Source organism: Leisingera sp. ABM4_101 (genome assembly GCF_056158725.1).
The window spans coordinates 1591953-1607214 of the sequence record NZ_JBSWTV010000002.1; the positions used below are offsets into that span (position 1 = coordinate 1591953).

Below are 15262 nucleotides of genomic sequence, written 5' to 3' on the forward strand. Positions count from 1 at the left end.
TTGGGGTTATTAAATTGCGCATCGTCTTGCAAGCGGATTTTGCACTTGCGGCGAAGGACGCCGCGTTGCGGCAATCCCGTTTGCGCCGTTTCCGTCGCAAACATGCGCGAAACCGCCGCCGCCGCCCCTCTAGGGGTAGGCAAGGCGCGGGCTGCAGGCCCCGTGCAGCAAAGGAGTTTCATGAAACGCGCATTGACCGAGAATTGGGCCCTGTTCCTGGGCATGATGATGCTGATGGTGGCCAACGGGCTACTGGTGACGCTGCTGACCATCCGCGGAGCGACATTGGGGTTTTCCGATCTGGAAATTTCAATCATGCAGTCCTGCTATCCGCTGGGCGCGCTGGCCGGCACCATGCTAACGCCGCGGCTGATCGAGAAGGTGGGCCATATCCGGGTGTTTTCGGCACTGGCGTCGATGGTCTCGGTGGCGGCTATTGCGCATCTGCTTACCTCAGATCCGGTCAGCTGGGCGGCGATGCGCCTGCTGGCGGGGTTCTGTTTTCCCGGTCTCTATGTGATCACCGAAAGCTGGCTCAACGCCAAGTCTGAGAACCGGATCCGGGCGCAGGTGCTGTCGGTCTATTTCATCATTCAGACTGCAGGCCCGGCACTGGGCACAGCGATGGTCGGCCTGCCGGACCCTAGCGGCAACATGCTGTTCGGCGTCACCTCGATCCTGCTTTCGGTGGCGATTGTGCCGCTGCTGCTGTCTAACATCCGCGCCCCCGACTATTCCGCCCCGGACCGGATGCCGGTCACGCGGCTTTACAAGATTTCCCCGATGACGGTGCTGGGCATTGTCATCATGGGCGCCGGCGTGGTGGCCTGGTACATCAGCCTGCCGCTCTATGCGCTGCAGAACGGTTTCAGTGAGGCGCAGGCCTCCGGCGTGCTGGTGATTGCGCTGATTGTCTCGGCGCTGGTGCAATATCCTGTGGGCTGGCTGTCGGACCGTACCGACCGGCGTTATGTAGTGATTGCACTGTCGGGGATCTCGGCGCTGGTGGCCCTGTGGATGGCAGTGGACACCGCGCCGTCGCGCATCGTGATCGGCTTCTCCGTCATTGCGGCAACCACGCTGCCGGTCTATTCGATCCTGGCCGCCCACGCCAACGACCAGCTGCAGCCGGGGCAGGTGGTCCCGGCCAGCGGCACCATGGCGTTCCTGCTGCAGCTGGGGCAGTTCTTTGGCGTCCTGATCGGCCCGAACATGATCAGCCTCGCCGACGGGCGGGGGCTGCAATACCTGCTGATAGCGGTTGGCGTGGTCGTGGTGCTGATCGCCATTGCCCGGCGCGCAACCACCGAGGCGCCGGAGGACACCGGCGAGTTCCAGGCGATGGGGGTGATTGGCGTGGCGCAGCCGGGTGTTCTGCAGGCGGAATCATGGGCCGAAGAGGAAGAAACGCACAGAACCGGCAGCATAGGGGGAGAATCTTCGACATAGTAAGTGAATCGCCGAAGAAAATCGTGCGTGGGTAACTTTCTTGCGCGATTTCGAGAGGACTTTGCGCAGAATTAGCCCGAAATTGGCGCGACTAACTTTTTCAAAGGATGAGCGCGATGATCGAGACCCCTTATCTGCTGTTCCTGGGCGACGCGCCTGACATGCTGGCCGCCAAGGTTGCCATCGGCATCCGCGACTGGCGTCCTGACCACGCCGTCGGCCAGATCCGCCTGCCGGGCTGCGGCGCCGACCTGGGGATCAAGGATATGACCCTGGCCGAAGCCAAGGAAGCCGGCGCCAAGACCCTGGTGATCGGCGTTGCCAACCGTGGCGGCGTGATTTCCGAGGCCTGGAAGGAAGTGCTGATCGAAGCGCTGGAAATGGGTTATGACCTGGCTTCCGGCCTGCACAACCTGCTGCGCGACGAAGGCGACCTGGTGGCCGCGGCCCAGACCCATGGCGGCACCCTGCACGATGTGCGCGTCCCCACCGTCGGCTACCCGATTGCCAACGGCAAGCCCCGCACCGGCAAGCGCTGCCTGGCGGTCGGCACCGACTGCTCGGTCGGCAAGATGTACACCGCCATGGCGATGGACAACGAGATGCAGAAGCGCGGCATGAAGTCGACCTTTCGCGCCACCGGCCAGACCGGCATCCTGATCACCGGCCACGGCGTGCCGCTGGACGCTGTGATCGCCGACTTCATGGCCGGTTCCATCGAGTATCTGACCCCGGACAACGACGACGACCACTGGGACCTGATCGAAGGCCAGGGCTCGCTGTTCCACGTGTCCTACTCGGGCGTTACCATGGCGCTGGTGCACGGTGGCCAGCCGGACGCGCTGATCCTGTGCCACGAACCGACCCGCACCCATATGCGCGGCCTGCCGGAATACGACGTGCCGACCCTGGAATCGCTGCGCGACGTGGCGCTGCCGCTGGCGCAGCGCGCCAACCCGGCCTGCCAGATCGTCGGTATCTCGGTGAACACCCAGCACCTCAGCGAAGACGAAGCGGTGAAATATCTGGCTGAAGTCGAAGAGCGCATGGGCCTGCCCGCCGTTGATCCGTACCGCCACGGCGCAGGCCGCCTGGTGGACGCGCTGGCCGCAGTCTGATCTAACAGCTCCCGCCGGAGGTTCCGGGCTGCGGCCTGGGATGCCTCCGGCGGGAGTATTTTTTGCAAGATGAAAAAGCGGGAGGCTTGTCCCGGCCGGAGTTGTGCCGGACCGCGGCGGCGTCCGCTGCAAGGGAAGGATCAGGCGATGCAGGTCTCCGTCACCCCGGACGTATTCAAACTGGCGCAGGTGTTCACCATCTCGCGCGGCTCGCGCACCGAAGCCAAGGTGCTGACCGTCAAGATCGAGAAGGATGGCGTTACCGGCTGGGGCGAATGCGTGCCTTATGCCCGCTACAATGAAACTCTGGAGAGCGTGACCGCCGAGATCGAAGGCCTGCCTGCCGATTTCACCCGGCAAGAGCTGCAATCGCTGCTGCCCGCAGGTGCGGCCCGCAATGCGGTCGACTGCGCGCTATGGGACCTGGAGGCCAAACAGGCCGGCAAACGCGTCTGGGAACTGGCAGGCCTGCCGGAGCCCAAGGCGGAGATCACCGCCTATACGCTGTCGCTCGATACCCCTGAGAACATGCAGAAACAGGCGGCGGAGAATGCCTTCCGGCCGCTCTTGAAGATCAAGCTCGGCACCCCTGATGACATGCCCCGCCTGGAAGCAGTGCGCGCTGGCGCGCCGGATGCCAAGATCATCATCGACGCGAATGAAGGCTGGTCGGCCGAGGTCTATGCCGATCTGGCGCCGCATCTGGTGCGCCTCGGCGTGGAACTGGTGGAGCAGCCGCTGCCTGCGGGTGAGGACGACGCCCTGATCGGCATGGAACGCCCGGTGCCGGTCTGCGCCGACGAAAGCTGCCATGACCGCGAAAGCCTGCCAGGGCTCAAGGGTAAATATGATGTGGTCAACATCAAGCTGGACAAGACCGGCGGCCTGACCGAGGCGCTGAAACTGCGCGCGCAGGCCTTGGCCGAAGGCTATCAGGTGATGGTCGGCTGCATGGTCGGCTCCTCGCTGGCGATGGCGCCAGCGACGCTTGTGGCGCAAGGTGCGGCGGTAACGGATCTTGACGGGCCGCTGCTTCTGGCCGAAGACCGCGCAACACCTTTGACATTCGACCAGGACGGGGTTCACCCGCCTGCAGCTGAGCTTTGGGGCTGAGGAGAGAGACAATGACCCGCACCGTTTATGTGAATGGCGAATACCTGCCGGAAAATGAGGCCAAGGTTTCGATCTTCGACCGCGGCTTCCTGTTTGCCGATGCGGTTTACGAGGTGACTTCGATCCTGGACGGCAAGCTGATCGACTTTGAAGGCCACGCGGTGCGCCTGGAACGCTCGCTGAACGAACTCGACATGCCCTCGCCCTGCTCCAAGGAGGAGCTGCTGGAGATCCACCGCAAGCTGGTGGAGCTGAACGGCATCGAGGAAGGCCTGGTCTACCTGCAGGTTTCCCGCGGCTCCGACGGCGACCGGGATTTTGTGTTCCCGTCCGAAGACACGCCGCCGAGCCTGGTGCTGTTCACCCAGAACAAGCCCGGCCTGGCCGACAGCCCCGCCGCTGCCAAAGGCGCCAAGATCATCTCGATCGAGGACATCCGCTGGGGCCGCCGCGACATCAAGACCGTGCAGCTGCTCTATCCCTCCATGGGCAAGATGATGGCCAAGAAAGCGGGCTGCGACGATGCCTGGCTGATCGAGGACGGCCATGTGACCGAAGGCACTTCCAACAATGCCTATTACGTCAAGAACGGCAAGATCGTGACCCGTCCGCTGTCCAATGACATCCTGCACGGCATCACCCGCGCCGCAGTGCTGCGTCTGGCGGAAGAAGCGCAGATGGAAATCGAAGAGCGCCTGTTCACTATCGATGAAGCAAAAGAAGCGGATGAGGCCTTCACCACCTCCGCCAGCGCCTTTGTGATGCCGGTGGTGGAGATCGACGGCGTGACCCTGGGCGACGGCACCCCGGGCCCGATCGCCAAGCGCCTGCGCGAGATCTACCTGGAAGAGAGCCGCAAGAAAGCCATCTGAGGCCCGCAGCCCGGACTGATGCAGAAGGCCGCCCTGCTGGGCGGTCTTTTTTGTTGCGGATTTTGCGCTTGGAGCATGTCCGGCACCTGTTTGGAGCGAAGTTTTGGCCGCAATTGGCGCCAGAGTGCCGACAATCCTGCCTATACAGGGTGACTGTTCTTGAAAGCGGGTATTCGCGGCGGGATTTTAACTAATTTTACACAAAATGGGCCAGTCAACGGCGAAATAGGATAGGGTGGGTGCATAGAAAGCAGTGCCCCGCCGTCTTGGGTATGTGCCAGAGTTTCACGTTTTGGAGTTGCACCATGGATCAGACCTGTCAGCCGGAATTTGCCGCAGTTTTGGAAGGGTCGCCTGCGGAGATCAGCGAGGCAGAGATCCTGGCCGCCGTGCGCCGGGTCCTGACCGCGGAAGAGGCCATTGATCCTGAGATTGCAGCGGCTTCCGGCGATGCGGCCAAGGGGTCGCTGGCCGCGCGGTTGCTGGGCCGGTTCCTGAACTAAGCAGCCGGGCCCCGCAGCGGGCCGCATAAACCTGTTCCTGTTTTTGAGCGAAAAGGCCGCCCGGGCAGGCGGCCTTCTGCGTGTGTCAGTGGCAGTGAAACTCGCCGGTGCCTTTTCCAGATGGCAGCCCTGCTGGGGGAGAGCTTTTGCGGCCGCCGCAGTCTGCAGGGCGTGCGGCACAAACGCGGCGGGGAGCAACGGGGCTCCGGCAAGGGCCAGGGTTGAAATCACGCTTCTCATTCTCATAAAACCATCGATGTCCTGTGCTGCCGGTATCAGCCCATGCGGCAGGCGGGACGAGGTAATTCCTGCCTTGCGGGAGTGGCGGTATCCTGGCCCCGGAGCCTCTCCTGCCGCTGCTTCTTTCTGGTTCTAAATACTCCAGGGTGAATTGGCCGCAGGCCAAGAGGGGCAGCGCCCCTGTTGTCCGGGCTTCGCCCCAAGACCTGAAAACGACGCTTGCGGCGGCGGAAACGGGCCGGTGGCCGCGTGGCTGAACGCCTAGCCTGTCCTGAGCAGGGAGGAGATTTCATGCGGCCATTTGAAGGGGTGCGGGTGCTTGACCTGACCCATGTTTTTGCGGGGCCGTTTGCGGCCTATCAGCTGGCGGCGCTGGGGGCAGAGGTGATCAAGATCGAACCCCCAGGCCAGCCGGATATGACCCGCACCGAAGGTGCCGATCCGGAGCTGAATGCTCAGGGGATGGGCTTGTCCTTTCAGGCCCAGGGGGCGGGCAAGAAATGCCTGGCGCTGGATCTGGCCAAGCCGGAGGGCCGGGAGATCTTTGCCAATCTTGTGCGGACAGCTGATGTGGTGGTGCAGAACTACACCCTGCCGGCGGTGCGGCGGCTGGGACTTACCTATGAGCAGCTGTCGGAGCTGAAGCCGGATCTGATCTATTGCGCGATCAGCGGTTTCGGGCAGCAAGGGCCAAAGGCGGAGCACCCCGCTTATGACACGGTGATCCAGGCTTTCAGCGGCATCATGGCTGCCAATGGCGCAGCAGGGCAGGAGCCGCTGCGGGTCGGGCCTGCGATGGTGGATTACGGCACTGGCGCGCAGGCGGCCTTTGCCATTGCAGCAGCGCTCTATGGGCGGGCGGTGACGGGGCAGGGGCGGCGCATTGACGTGGCGATGGCGGATGCGGCCTTGATGCTGCAGAACTCCGGCACGGCGCAGGCGCTGCACACCGGCAAGGGGCCGCGCCCGCATGGCAACCAGGATCCCGCACTGGCCGGTTATGCGGCCTATCAGACGGCAGAGGGCACGGTGATGATCGGCGCCTATACCAGCAAGCAGATGGCGGCGCTGATGCGCACCCTGGGCCGCCCGGCAGAGGCGCAGGCTATCGCGGAGACGCCGCGCCAGGATATCGCCGCGCGCAGGGTGTGGGATGCAGAGGTGCTGGCGGAGGTCATGCTGACGCGGACAGCTGCGGAATGGGAGGCGCTGCTGAACGCGCATCATGTGCCCGCGGCCCGGGTGCGGTATCTGGAGGAAAGCCTGGAGGAGCCGCATTACGCGGCCCGCGGCGTGGTGCAGGAGGCCGGGGGGCAAAAGTTTGCGGTCGCAGGCTTTGCCTACGGCCACGGCGGTCCGGCGCTGGACCATGGCCCGCGGGAGCATGGCGCCGACAGTGCTGCCGTCCTGGCAGAGCTCGGGATTGCGCCAGAGGCATTTGCAGCGCTGAAATCGCGCGGCGTGGTGGCCTGAGCCAGCGTTTATCTACCAGGCCTAAGGGGGCTCCCGCCTGCCGGATCTGCATTGAAAATGCACCCCCAGCAGTTGGGCCCGGCACCGCGCATGGCGCGGTGCCGGGCCCAAGCCCGCCGGACGTCCGGCCGTGGGCCGGGGGACTGTGCGGGCGCGGGAGAGCCTCGGAAGAGCTTCGCGAGGGCCGGGTGCTGTCAAAAACCAGCCTGCTGCTGACGCGGTGTTGTCAGCAGCGGGAGGATAGACAGGCCTTCTGCAAGAGGAGGGCCTGGCCGTGGCACCGTTCAATTTTCCACCGCGCGCGGCAGGCATTTGCCTGGTTGTTCTCTCGGCGGCGGTATTCAGCACCGCGGGTATCTTCACCCGTTCCGTCGCTGCCGCCGCCTGGGTGATACTTTTCTGGCGCGGGCTGGCAGCGGCCGGGTTTACCTTGGCCTGGCTAGCCGCCCGGCGGGAGCTTGCCGTTGAGGTCCGTGCCTTTGACAGCCGGGCCTGGCTGATTGCTGTGATGGGGGCTGCAGGCAGTGCCGCCTTCATCCCGGCCTTCAAGCTGAGCAGCGTCGCCAATGTGGCTCTGATCTATGCCGCGGCGCCTTTTGCCGCCGCTGCTCTGGCCTGGCTGGTGCTGCGTGAGCGGCCCGCCGCCCGGGTTATGCTGGCCAGTGCCGCAGCACTGGGCGGGGTGGCTATCATCGTTTCCGGCTCAGCCGGGCAGGGCAGCCTGGCGGGCGACGGTCTGGCGCTGTTCATGACGCTGATGATGGCGGCGATCATGACCGCCTACCGCAGGTGGCCGGATGTGACGGCCGCGCTGCCCAATGCGGTCTCCTCGCTCTTGCTGCTGCCGGTGGCTGCACTCTGCGCGCCTGTGGCAGAGGTGCCAGCGGGAGAATTGCCGGTGCTGGTGCTGTTCGGGCTGGTATTCGCCGTAGCCTCTGTGACCCTGTGCGAGGGCGCGCGGCGGCTGCCTGCGCCGGAAACTGCGCTCTTGTCAGCATTGGAGACGCCGCTGGCGCCGCTGCTGGCCTTTCTGATCCTGGCCGAACGGCCCAGCCTGCAGGCCATGGCAGGCGGGGCGGTTATTTTTGTGGCCGTGCTGTGGTCGCAGAGGCCTGCGCGGAAGGCGGCTGAGCCTACTGCTTGTCCGTAACGTTCTCCTTGAAGGCGACCTCAAAGGCGGCTTGTTTTTCGGCGCTGGCCTCGGTCTGGTAGTTGGCTTTCCACTCGGCCATGGTCATGCCGTAGTAGGCTTCGCGGGCCTCGGTCTTGTCCATTTCGATGCCGCGCTCATTTGCGGCCTCCTGATACCAGCGGGCCAGGCAGTTGCGGCAGAAGCCGGCCATGTTCATCAGGTCGATGTTCTGCACGTCGGTGCGGTCTTCCATCAGGTGCTTCTGCAGGCGGCGGAAGGCGGCGGCCTGGATCTCGATCTCGGTTTGCTTGTCCATGGCGGTGGCTCCGGAGTTGTCTTGCGTCCCCGCAGGCCTAGCAGCCGGGAGGGGAGCGGGCAATGGGCGCGGGCTCAGATCAGTTGCAGAGCGACCCAAGGCCCCAGCGCGGTGGCGAAGATCACGATCTTGTAGGTGCCAAGCCAGCGGTAAACCGTCAGGCTGACATCTGCCGGCGCCAGTCCGAACATCCGGCCATGCAGCCGGGCCACCCAATCCTGCAACAGCATCAGCAGGATGGCGGAGAGGGTGAACAGGCCAAGGTGCAGGATGGTCAGCCAGCCGAAAAAGGCGGAGAGAGTGTCTTGGGCCATGGCGGCTCCTTTCCCGTATCTGTTCCGCGTTTCCGTTACAGATATGGGGATGCCGTACCGGTTCTGCAACTTCTGGCTGCCGTTTCCCGATGCGGGAAACGGCAGGAGGAGGCAGGGTTACAGACCGGAGGCGTCCAGCGCCTTGGGCAAAACGAGGGCCAGCCGTTCGGCCCACTCATGCTGGCCCTTGTGCTCGGCAATCAGGTCATTGCGCAGCTCGATCAGCGTGTTGGGGCGGCCCGGTTTGGTGGCGTGGGTCTCAATCGCATCGCCGGGCAGGTAGCCGGTGTAGGGTTCATTGACGCCGACACACAGATCGCCGCGGCGGTTCAGTTCGTCCACCACAAAAGGCGAGAACCGCTCGCCCTCGGGGAACAGGATGCCGATCTCCCAAGGCCGTGGCGGCCGCCCGCGCAGCTGGCGGGTGAAGCTGTGCACCGAGATGATCACGGTGCGGGGGCGTTCGGCCAGCCTTGCCAGCGCCCGGTGGTAGGGGCGGTAGCAGGCCTCCAGCCGCTCCTTCAGCTCTGCCTCGCCCGCGTGGCGGTTGGCGGGGATGATGGTGCCGTCATAAAGCTTCATCAAAAGCGTCGGGTCGTCCTCGCCGCGGTTCGGGTCGATCACCAGGCGCGAGAAATTGGAGGCCACCACCGGCGCGTCCAGCATCTCGCCCAAGAGTTTCGACACCTCATAGGCGCCGACGTCATAGGCGATGTGGCGTTCCATGTCCTCGCGGGGCAGCCCAAGGTCGCCGCCGCCGGCAAATTCCGGCACGTGGTTGGTTGCATGGTCGCAGGTAATCAGCCAGCGGGCGGGACGGTCTTCGCCGTGAACAAAAAAGGGTGTGTATGTCATGAGCCTGATATGTTTTGCCGCAAGCTGTTTACGGGAGTTGCGGCAGAATGGGAATTGGGGGATAAGCACCTCAAGCGCTGTTTGCGGTAACAGAAATTCGGGCCGGAGGAGAGACCCCCAATGAAACGTTCACGCAATGTGAAGATTGTCGCCACTTTGGGGCCGGCTTCCGAGACCTATGAGACCATCCGCGCCCTGCATGAGGCGGGCGCCGATGTGTTCCGCCTGAACATGTCGCACGGCAGCCATCCTGAGATTGCCGAGAAGCACAAGATCATCCGCCAGGTGGAGCAGGACCTGGACAGTCCGATTGCCATCCTGGCTGACTTGCAGGGGCCGAAACTGCGGGTTGGCGTCTTTGCCAATGGCGCCGAGGAGCTGGAGGAGGGCGCCAAGTTCCGCCTCGACCTGGATGAGGCAGAGGGAGATGCGGCGCGCGTGTGCCTGCCGCATCCGGAGATCTTCCAGGCACTGGAGCCGGGCGCGCATCTGTTGGTCAACGACGGCAAGATCCGTCTCGTGGTGGATGCCTGCGGTCCGGATTTCGCAGATTGCACGGTAGAGACCGGCGGTACGATATCCAACCGCAAGGGGGTGAATGTACCGGACGTTGTGCTGCCTCTGGCCGCCTTGTCAGACAAGGACCGGGCGGATCTGGAGTTCGCCTGCTCCCTGGGAGTGGACTGGCTTGCGCTGTCTTTTGTGCAGCGGGCCAAGGATGTCTATGAAGCACGGGCGCTGGCCGATGGCCGCGCGGCGGTGCTGTCGAAGATTGAAAAGCCGCAGGCAGTGGAGGATTTCGAAGCCATTCTGGATGCCTCCGACGGCATCATGGTGGCGCGCGGCGACCTGGGCGTGGAGCTGCCGGTGGCGGCAGTGCCGCCGATCCAGAAACGCCTGGTGCGCAAATGCCGGGCCGCGGCCAAGCCGGTGATCGTGGCGACCCAGATGCTGGAAAGCATGATCGAAAGCCCGATGCCGACGCGCGCCGAAGTTTCCGATGTGGCAACCGCCATCTACGAGGGTACCGACGCCATCATGCTGAGCGCGGAATCTGCGGCGGGCCAATACCCGGTGCAGGCGGTCAAGACCATGGACAAGGTTGCTATCGAGGTCGAAGCGGACCCGACCTATACCCAGATCATCGCCGCCTCGCGCTCGGCCAAGGGCACCACGGTGGCCGATGGCATTGTCGCTGCGGCGCGGGAGATTGCCGAAAAGACGGAAATCAAGGCGATCTGTTGCTTCACCCAGTCCGGCACGACTGCGCTGCTGACGGCACGGGAACGCCCCGGCGTGCCGATCATCGCCATGACCCCGGTCAGCGCGACGGCGCGGCGGCTCTGTCTGAGCTGGGGCTGCAAATGTGTGATGACCCCGGAGCTGGACCGCTTCAAGGGCGCGGTGGTCAGTGCGGCCCGCGCCGCGCGAGCGGGCGGCTATGCCGGGGAAAGCGATCAGATCGTGGTGACTGCCGGCGTGCCGTTCAACGTGCCCGGCACCACCAATATCCTGCGCATCGCCCCTTGCGACGAGCGGTTGATCTACAGCACCGACCCGGAATAACCTGACCTCACGGCTATGTGAGGTAAGAGTAGCATGAATACCGATCTTCCGCTGATTGCGGGGCTGGTGATTGCCGGGTTTTCGGTGCCGTCGATCCTGTCGGCCTTCAGCGAACGGCGCCCGCCGCGGGCATCGGTGCTGACTATCCTGATCGCCATCGGGCTGATCACCTATGCGGTGGTGATGAAGCCCGGCGGCTATGCGGTGAGCGAAATCCCGGATGCGTTTTTCCGGGTTCTTGGGCAGCTTCTTTAGAGAATTTGCTTGCCCATCCTGCCAGCATTGCTTAAAGGGCAGCTCTGTTCCGCGCGGCCGGCCGTCGAGGCATGCCGAGTCGCGCGTCTAGCGAACCCGCATTGAAGGAGACGGAAATGCCCAAGATGAAGACAAAGTCGAGCGCCAAAAAGCGCTTCAAGGTGACAGCAACTGGCAAGGTCGTTGCAGGTCAGGCCGGCAAGCGCCATGGCATGATCAAACGCCACAAGAAATTCATCCGCGACGCCCGCGGCACCACCACCCTGTCCGCACCGGACGCAAAGATCGTCAAGGGCTTCATGCCCTACGACCGCTAAGAGGAGATCTGAGATATGTCCCGCGTAAAAGGTGGTACCACAACTCACGCCCGTCACAAGAAGGTCATCAAGGCAGCCAAAGGTTACTACGGCCGCCGCAAGAACACCTTCAAGGTTGCCCGTCAGGCCGTCGACAAGGCGAACCAGTACGCAACCCGCGACCGTAAGAACCGCAAGCGCAACTTCCGCGCGCTGTGGATCCAGCGTATCAACGCTGCTGTGCGTTCGCACGACGAAGCGCTGACCTACTCCCGCTTCATCAACGGCCTGAACCTGGCCGGCATCGAAGTGGACCGCAAAGTTCTGGCCGACCTGGCCGTGCACGAGCCCGAAGCCTTCGGTGCAATCGTCCGCCAGGCACAGGACGCGCTGGCAGCCTAAGGCTTCCGGAGAAGTCCGAATTCAGAGAAGGCCGTCCCGGTTGGGGCGGCCTTTTTCTGTTGGAGCTATGGGGCTTTGGCTGAAGGACCGGATTTGCAGCGCTGCTTTTGCCTGCATTGCGAAGAGGCTAAGTGCTGGGCGCAGCCTGCACCGCGCCCACGCGGATTGCCCCGGCCTCGTCCAGAACGGCAAACATTCCGGTTTCCAGCTCTTCCACGCTGCAGGTCAAAATGGGAAACTCCGGATAACCCAGTTCCCGGCCTACGATGACGGCCATCGCAATGATGATGTCTTCGCTGCCCAGCAGGATCGCCCGCGGCGGTTTGCCGTGCATCATCAGGTCCATCAGGTACTGGCTGGAGGAAGATGAACCGGTGATGCTGGGGATCGCTACAACCTTGCCTTCGATGTACTCGCCGAATTGCGGGTGGTCCGGGTCGGCGATTTGCGAGGTTCTGGCATCCAGCCCGCCCCAGAAGCAGATCGGGGCGTCCAGCTTGAGGACTTCGCCTTTGGCGGTTCCAGGAACCAGCACCTTGGTATCCGTGATGATCATCCCCATAGCGTGCTGTCCTGTTCTGCAACGCCAGTAACTGCGGCGGCCACGCATTCCCGCAAGGAGCCATAGATGACGTCGTGATTGACGGTGGATTTGCTGTAGTGCGCGAATTTTCCCGAGTTCGTCATCAGCACCCCTGACGTCTGCCGCAAAATCGGTGTCACCACCACGCAGGTGCCGATGACAAATGTACCGCCGGCCGCTTCGATCAGCTGCCGCTCTCCGGTCTGTGTCAGAGCCGCATAAACGTCGTGCCGGGTGCAGACGTAGACGGGTTTCGAAAAGCTCTTGCCCGCGCAAAGCTTGGCCAGCGTCTGGCATTCCTCCAGCGAGAAATGCGGGCTGCCGAGGGCGACACAGTCGATTTTTCTATCCGCCGCCGAGGTCAGGGACATGCGCACCTGCTGCAGTTCCTGCAGTGTGGGGCGCAGGATCTGTTGCGGCTGGCGGCCGCCAAAGGCGTCATCCTCGGTTGCGGCTTCGGGGGTGGTGCCGATGATGTGGAACAGGGCAACGGATCCGGCGGCAGCAGTGGCGGCGGCCATTGCCTTGAGCCAGTCCTCGGGAAGGCCAGGCGGAATGCCTTGAAACGCCGCAATGCTGTTGCCTGCGGTCTGCCCCAGCCAGGTACCAAGCACCGGATAGAAGGTCTCCTCTGCGAAGAGGGCATCCGGCACATGCGACAGATCCACAAGCACCGTTGCCAGCCGGTTTTCAGCAAGGTGCAGCCCCACGTACGGCGCCCGCCCGGTGATTGCGGCGCAGATGTCGAAGAAATCGCCATAGCGGTTGGTGCGGGCGCCGAGGATGGAGTTCGCAAAGACAATGGCATTGCTTTCCGCCCAAGCGACCTGCTCGCCCTTTGCGGGACGGAAACCGGCCTGATAGGGCGCACAGGTCCAGCTCGGTTTGCAGCCCATGTCCGTATAGGCTTTCATCAGCCGCCCGGCCATATCCTTGCCGCGGGCGGAATGCCGGATCAGACCCGGATTGACCAGATCCAGCGCGCCGACGTTCAGGGAGGACGGAACTGCGGTCTTGCCGCCGAGATCGCGCAGTTTCTCGGCGAAATGCACGCCCGCGTCAGAAAAATACACGCAGCCGTCAATATGGGCGTGTGAAATGGGAATTAGAGAGGAGGCCCCCATCAGGCGCCCGGTTTCCATCACGACGCGCATAGCCATCGAGACCGCAGGCGGTGCAGCGTCAGAGGCCATGTATGTTTCTTCGCTGGTCAGATGCATCACGTCCCCCGCTGACTTGGCTGGCTTCATTCAATAGGCTGCTGAGCGCGTTGCCAATTGAAACTAAGTCATGGGGCCATGAGGCCTTCGAATGGCCGGGTTGAAGGCGCTCCCCTCACCACATCCGGCTTTTTGCGTATTCCGCGTAGCCTGCGTCATAGGCTTCTGCCTCGAAACTCTCTTCCTGTTCCTTCAGGAACTGGCCCGCAGTGGGGACGGCGGGGCGTTCGGCTTCCGGGTCCCACAGGCGGGAGCGCATCAGCGCCTTGGCGCATTGGAAGTAAAGTTCCTCCACCGTGATCACCGCGACGGTGGCTGGCAGCAGCGACTTGCGGGCGAACTGGGCGCGCAGGCTCTCGTCTGCCGTCAGGACGGCGGTGCCGTTCACCCGCACTACGTTGTTGCAGCCGGGCACCATGAACATCAGGCTGACGCGGCTGTCGCGGACGATGTTGCGCAGGCTGTCGATGCGGTTGTTGCCGCGCCAGTCGGGCAGCCACAGGGTCTTGTCGTCCGCCACATGCACCACCGGGCCGTCATCGCCGCGCGGGCTGGCGTCGGTGCCCTCGGGGCCAATGGTGGAGAGGACAAGAAACCGCGCCGCGCTGATCCAGCTGCGGTAAAGCGGCGTCAGATGGGCCGTGACCTTGGTCAGCGACTGCGGCACCGGGGAGCCGTAGATTTGTTCAAGCGCGTCGGTGCTGGTGAGTATCTGCATGGGACTGCCTCCTATGGGTTGCGTTTTAGCTTGCCCTTTCGTGGCAATGGGGCCAGTTTCCAGGCAAATGGGCCAATCTGCGGATCTCCGACGGTGCAGGGAAACCTCGTCCGATGCGGTGCAAAAGCTGCCGCATGGGGTCGTGTCCTATGCGCGGACCTATCAGGACGGTTATGTCTCTGCCTGGCACGATCATCCGCGCCATCAGCTGGTCTATGCGGTGGCGGGATTGATGATGGCGGAGGCGGACGGCACCAGCTGGGCGGTGCCTGCAGGATCGGGGCTGATCATTCCGGCGGGGATGGCGCATGAGATCCGGATGGCCGGAGAGGTGCAGCTTCAATCGCTGTATGTTCACCCGCGCGAGGCTGGGGCCGCAGCAATGGCACAGTGCCGGGCGGTCACCGTGGAGCCGCTGCTGGCGGGGCTGATCGCTGCGCTCTGCGGCATGAACAACCCCTGGCCGCTGCCGCCGCGGGCGCATCACCTGAGCCAGCTGATCCTGATTGAGCTGGGCGCGGCGCGAAAGACGCCGCTGGCACTTCCTTATCCGGCGGATGCCCGGCTGCGGCGGGTCTGCGATGCGCTGATGGCGGAACCCGGCAGCGGCCAGACGCTGGACCACTGGGCGGCGCTGGCCGGGATGAGCCGCCGCAGCTTCACCCGCAGATTTCAGCAGCAAACCGGTCTCAGCTTCGGCGGCTGGCGGGACCGGCTGCGCTGTCAGATCGCGCTGCGGGCCGGTGCCCGGGGAGAGGCTCTGGACCGGGTGGCGCAAAAACTCGGTTATGCCAGCCGGCAATCACTGCAGGGGATGATGCGGCGGCTGGTTTGACG

Annotated in this window: 18 protein-coding genes; 12 read left to right on the forward strand and 6 right to left on the reverse strand. The window is 63.8% G+C overall.

The window, feature by feature from the left end:
- Nucleotides 1-180: 180 nt before the first annotated feature.
- The 7 genes from ACXAEK_RS08795 to ACXAEK_RS08825 all read left to right on the forward strand — a co-directional run bounded on the left by ACXAEK_RS08795 (nucleotide 181) and on the right by ACXAEK_RS08825 (nucleotide 7918).
- A complete protein-coding gene (locus tag ACXAEK_RS08795) occupies nucleotides 181-1449 on the forward strand; it encodes an MFS transporter (protein WP_475041248.1) in 1269 nt (422 codons plus the stop codon).
- A 116-nt stretch (nucleotides 1450-1565) separates the two neighbouring features.
- Complete coding sequence (dgcN, locus tag ACXAEK_RS08800; RefSeq protein ID WP_475041249.1) at nucleotides 1566-2567, forward strand: N-acetyltransferase DgcN; 1002 nt, start codon at nucleotides 1566-1568, stop codon at nucleotides 2565-2567.
- 147 nt (nucleotides 2568-2714) lie between these two features.
- On the forward strand, nucleotides 2715-3680 hold the full coding sequence (gene dgcA, locus ACXAEK_RS08805; RefSeq protein WP_475041251.1) for an N-acetyl-D-Glu racemase DgcA: 966 nt from the start codon (nucleotides 2715-2717) through the stop codon (nucleotides 3678-3680).
- Between the two features lie 11 nt (nucleotides 3681-3691).
- A complete protein-coding gene (locus tag ACXAEK_RS08810) occupies nucleotides 3692-4552 on the forward strand; it encodes a D-amino-acid transaminase (RefSeq protein WP_475041252.1) in 861 nt (286 codons plus the stop codon).
- A 305-nt stretch (nucleotides 4553-4857) separates the two neighbouring features.
- The gene (locus ACXAEK_RS08815) at nucleotides 4858-5055 is read left to right on the forward strand and encodes a hypothetical protein (protein ID WP_475041253.1); all 198 of its coding nucleotides are present in this window, start codon (nucleotides 4858-4860) and stop codon (nucleotides 5053-5055) included.
- Nucleotides 5056-5586: 531 nt separating this feature from the next.
- Nucleotides 5587-6768, forward strand: a complete 1182-nt coding sequence (locus ACXAEK_RS08820; protein WP_475041255.1) for a CaiB/BaiF CoA transferase family protein — start codon at nucleotides 5587-5589, stop codon at nucleotides 6766-6768.
- A gap of 274 nt (nucleotides 6769-7042) precedes the next feature.
- Nucleotides 7043-7918 (forward strand): DMT family transporter, encoded by an 876-nt coding sequence (locus tag ACXAEK_RS08825; protein ID WP_475041256.1) that lies wholly within the window; start codon nucleotides 7043-7045, stop codon nucleotides 7916-7918.
- On the opposite strand, the gene ACXAEK_RS08830 is transcribed toward ACXAEK_RS08825, so the two are convergent.
- The 3 genes from ACXAEK_RS08830 to ACXAEK_RS08840 form a co-directional block, all read right to left on the reverse strand.
- Complete coding sequence (locus ACXAEK_RS08830; protein ID WP_475041258.1) at nucleotides 7902-8216, reverse strand: DUF1244 domain-containing protein; 315 nt, start codon at nucleotides 8214-8216, stop codon at nucleotides 7902-7904. The two genes, ACXAEK_RS08825 and ACXAEK_RS08830, sit on opposite strands and share 17 nt — an antisense overlap.
- A 74-nt stretch (nucleotides 8217-8290) precedes the next feature.
- Nucleotides 8291-8530 (reverse strand): DUF6868 family protein, encoded by a 240-nt coding sequence (locus tag ACXAEK_RS08835; protein ID WP_475041259.1) that lies wholly within the window; start codon nucleotides 8528-8530, stop codon nucleotides 8291-8293.
- 117 nt (nucleotides 8531-8647) lie between these two features.
- Nucleotides 8648-9385: an N-formylglutamate amidohydrolase gene (locus ACXAEK_RS08840; protein WP_475041261.1), complete on the reverse strand. Its 738-nt coding sequence runs from the start codon at nucleotides 9383-9385 to the stop codon at nucleotides 8648-8650.
- A gap of 120 nt (nucleotides 9386-9505) precedes the next feature.
- Here ACXAEK_RS08840 and pyk point away from each other — a divergent pair, with 120 nt between their 5' ends.
- From pyk to rplT, 4 genes are all read left to right on the forward strand, one after another.
- On the forward strand, nucleotides 9506-10951 hold the full coding sequence (gene pyk / locus ACXAEK_RS08845) for a pyruvate kinase (RefSeq protein ID WP_475041263.1): 1446 nt from the start codon (nucleotides 9506-9508) through the stop codon (nucleotides 10949-10951).
- A 33-nt stretch (nucleotides 10952-10984) separates the two neighbouring features.
- Nucleotides 10985-11206 carry a hypothetical protein gene (locus tag ACXAEK_RS08850; protein WP_475041264.1) on the forward strand — a complete coding sequence of 74 codons (222 nt, stop codon included), beginning with the start codon at nucleotides 10985-10987 and terminating at the stop codon, nucleotides 11204-11206.
- 116 nt (nucleotides 11207-11322) lie between these two features.
- Entirely contained in the window at nucleotides 11323-11523 is a 201-nt protein-coding gene (gene rpmI / locus ACXAEK_RS08855; RefSeq protein WP_475041266.1) for a 50S ribosomal protein L35, read from the forward strand.
- 15 nt (nucleotides 11524-11538) lie between these two features.
- Entirely contained in the window at nucleotides 11539-11904 is a 366-nt protein-coding gene (gene rplT / locus ACXAEK_RS08860; protein ID WP_008206278.1) for a 50S ribosomal protein L20, read from the forward strand.
- 127 nt (nucleotides 11905-12031) lie between these two features.
- Here rplT and ACXAEK_RS08865 read toward each other — a convergent pair whose 3' ends face one another.
- The 3 genes from ACXAEK_RS08865 to ACXAEK_RS08875 form a co-directional block, all read right to left on the reverse strand.
- Nucleotides 12032-12466 carry an aconitase X swivel domain-containing protein gene (locus ACXAEK_RS08865; protein WP_475041267.1) on the reverse strand — a complete coding sequence of 145 codons (435 nt, stop codon included), beginning with the start codon at nucleotides 12464-12466 and terminating at the stop codon, nucleotides 12032-12034.
- Complete coding sequence (locus tag ACXAEK_RS08870; protein WP_475041268.1) at nucleotides 12457-13737, reverse strand: aconitase X; 1281 nt, start codon at nucleotides 13735-13737, stop codon at nucleotides 12457-12459. Before ACXAEK_RS08870 ends, ACXAEK_RS08865 begins: the two co-directional genes overlap by 10 nt.
- A gap of 85 nt (nucleotides 13738-13822) precedes the next feature.
- Nucleotides 13823-14425 (reverse strand): pyridoxamine 5'-phosphate oxidase family protein, encoded by a 603-nt coding sequence (locus ACXAEK_RS08875; RefSeq protein WP_475041269.1) that lies wholly within the window; start codon nucleotides 14423-14425, stop codon nucleotides 13823-13825.
- A 142-nt stretch (nucleotides 14426-14567) separates the two neighbouring features.
- Between ACXAEK_RS08875 and ACXAEK_RS08880 the strand changes: the two genes are divergently transcribed.
- Complete coding sequence (locus tag ACXAEK_RS08880) at nucleotides 14568-15260, forward strand: AraC family transcriptional regulator (RefSeq protein ID WP_475041271.1); 693 nt, start codon at nucleotides 14568-14570, stop codon at nucleotides 15258-15260.
- The last annotated feature ends 2 nt before the right edge of the window (nucleotides 15261-15262 follow it).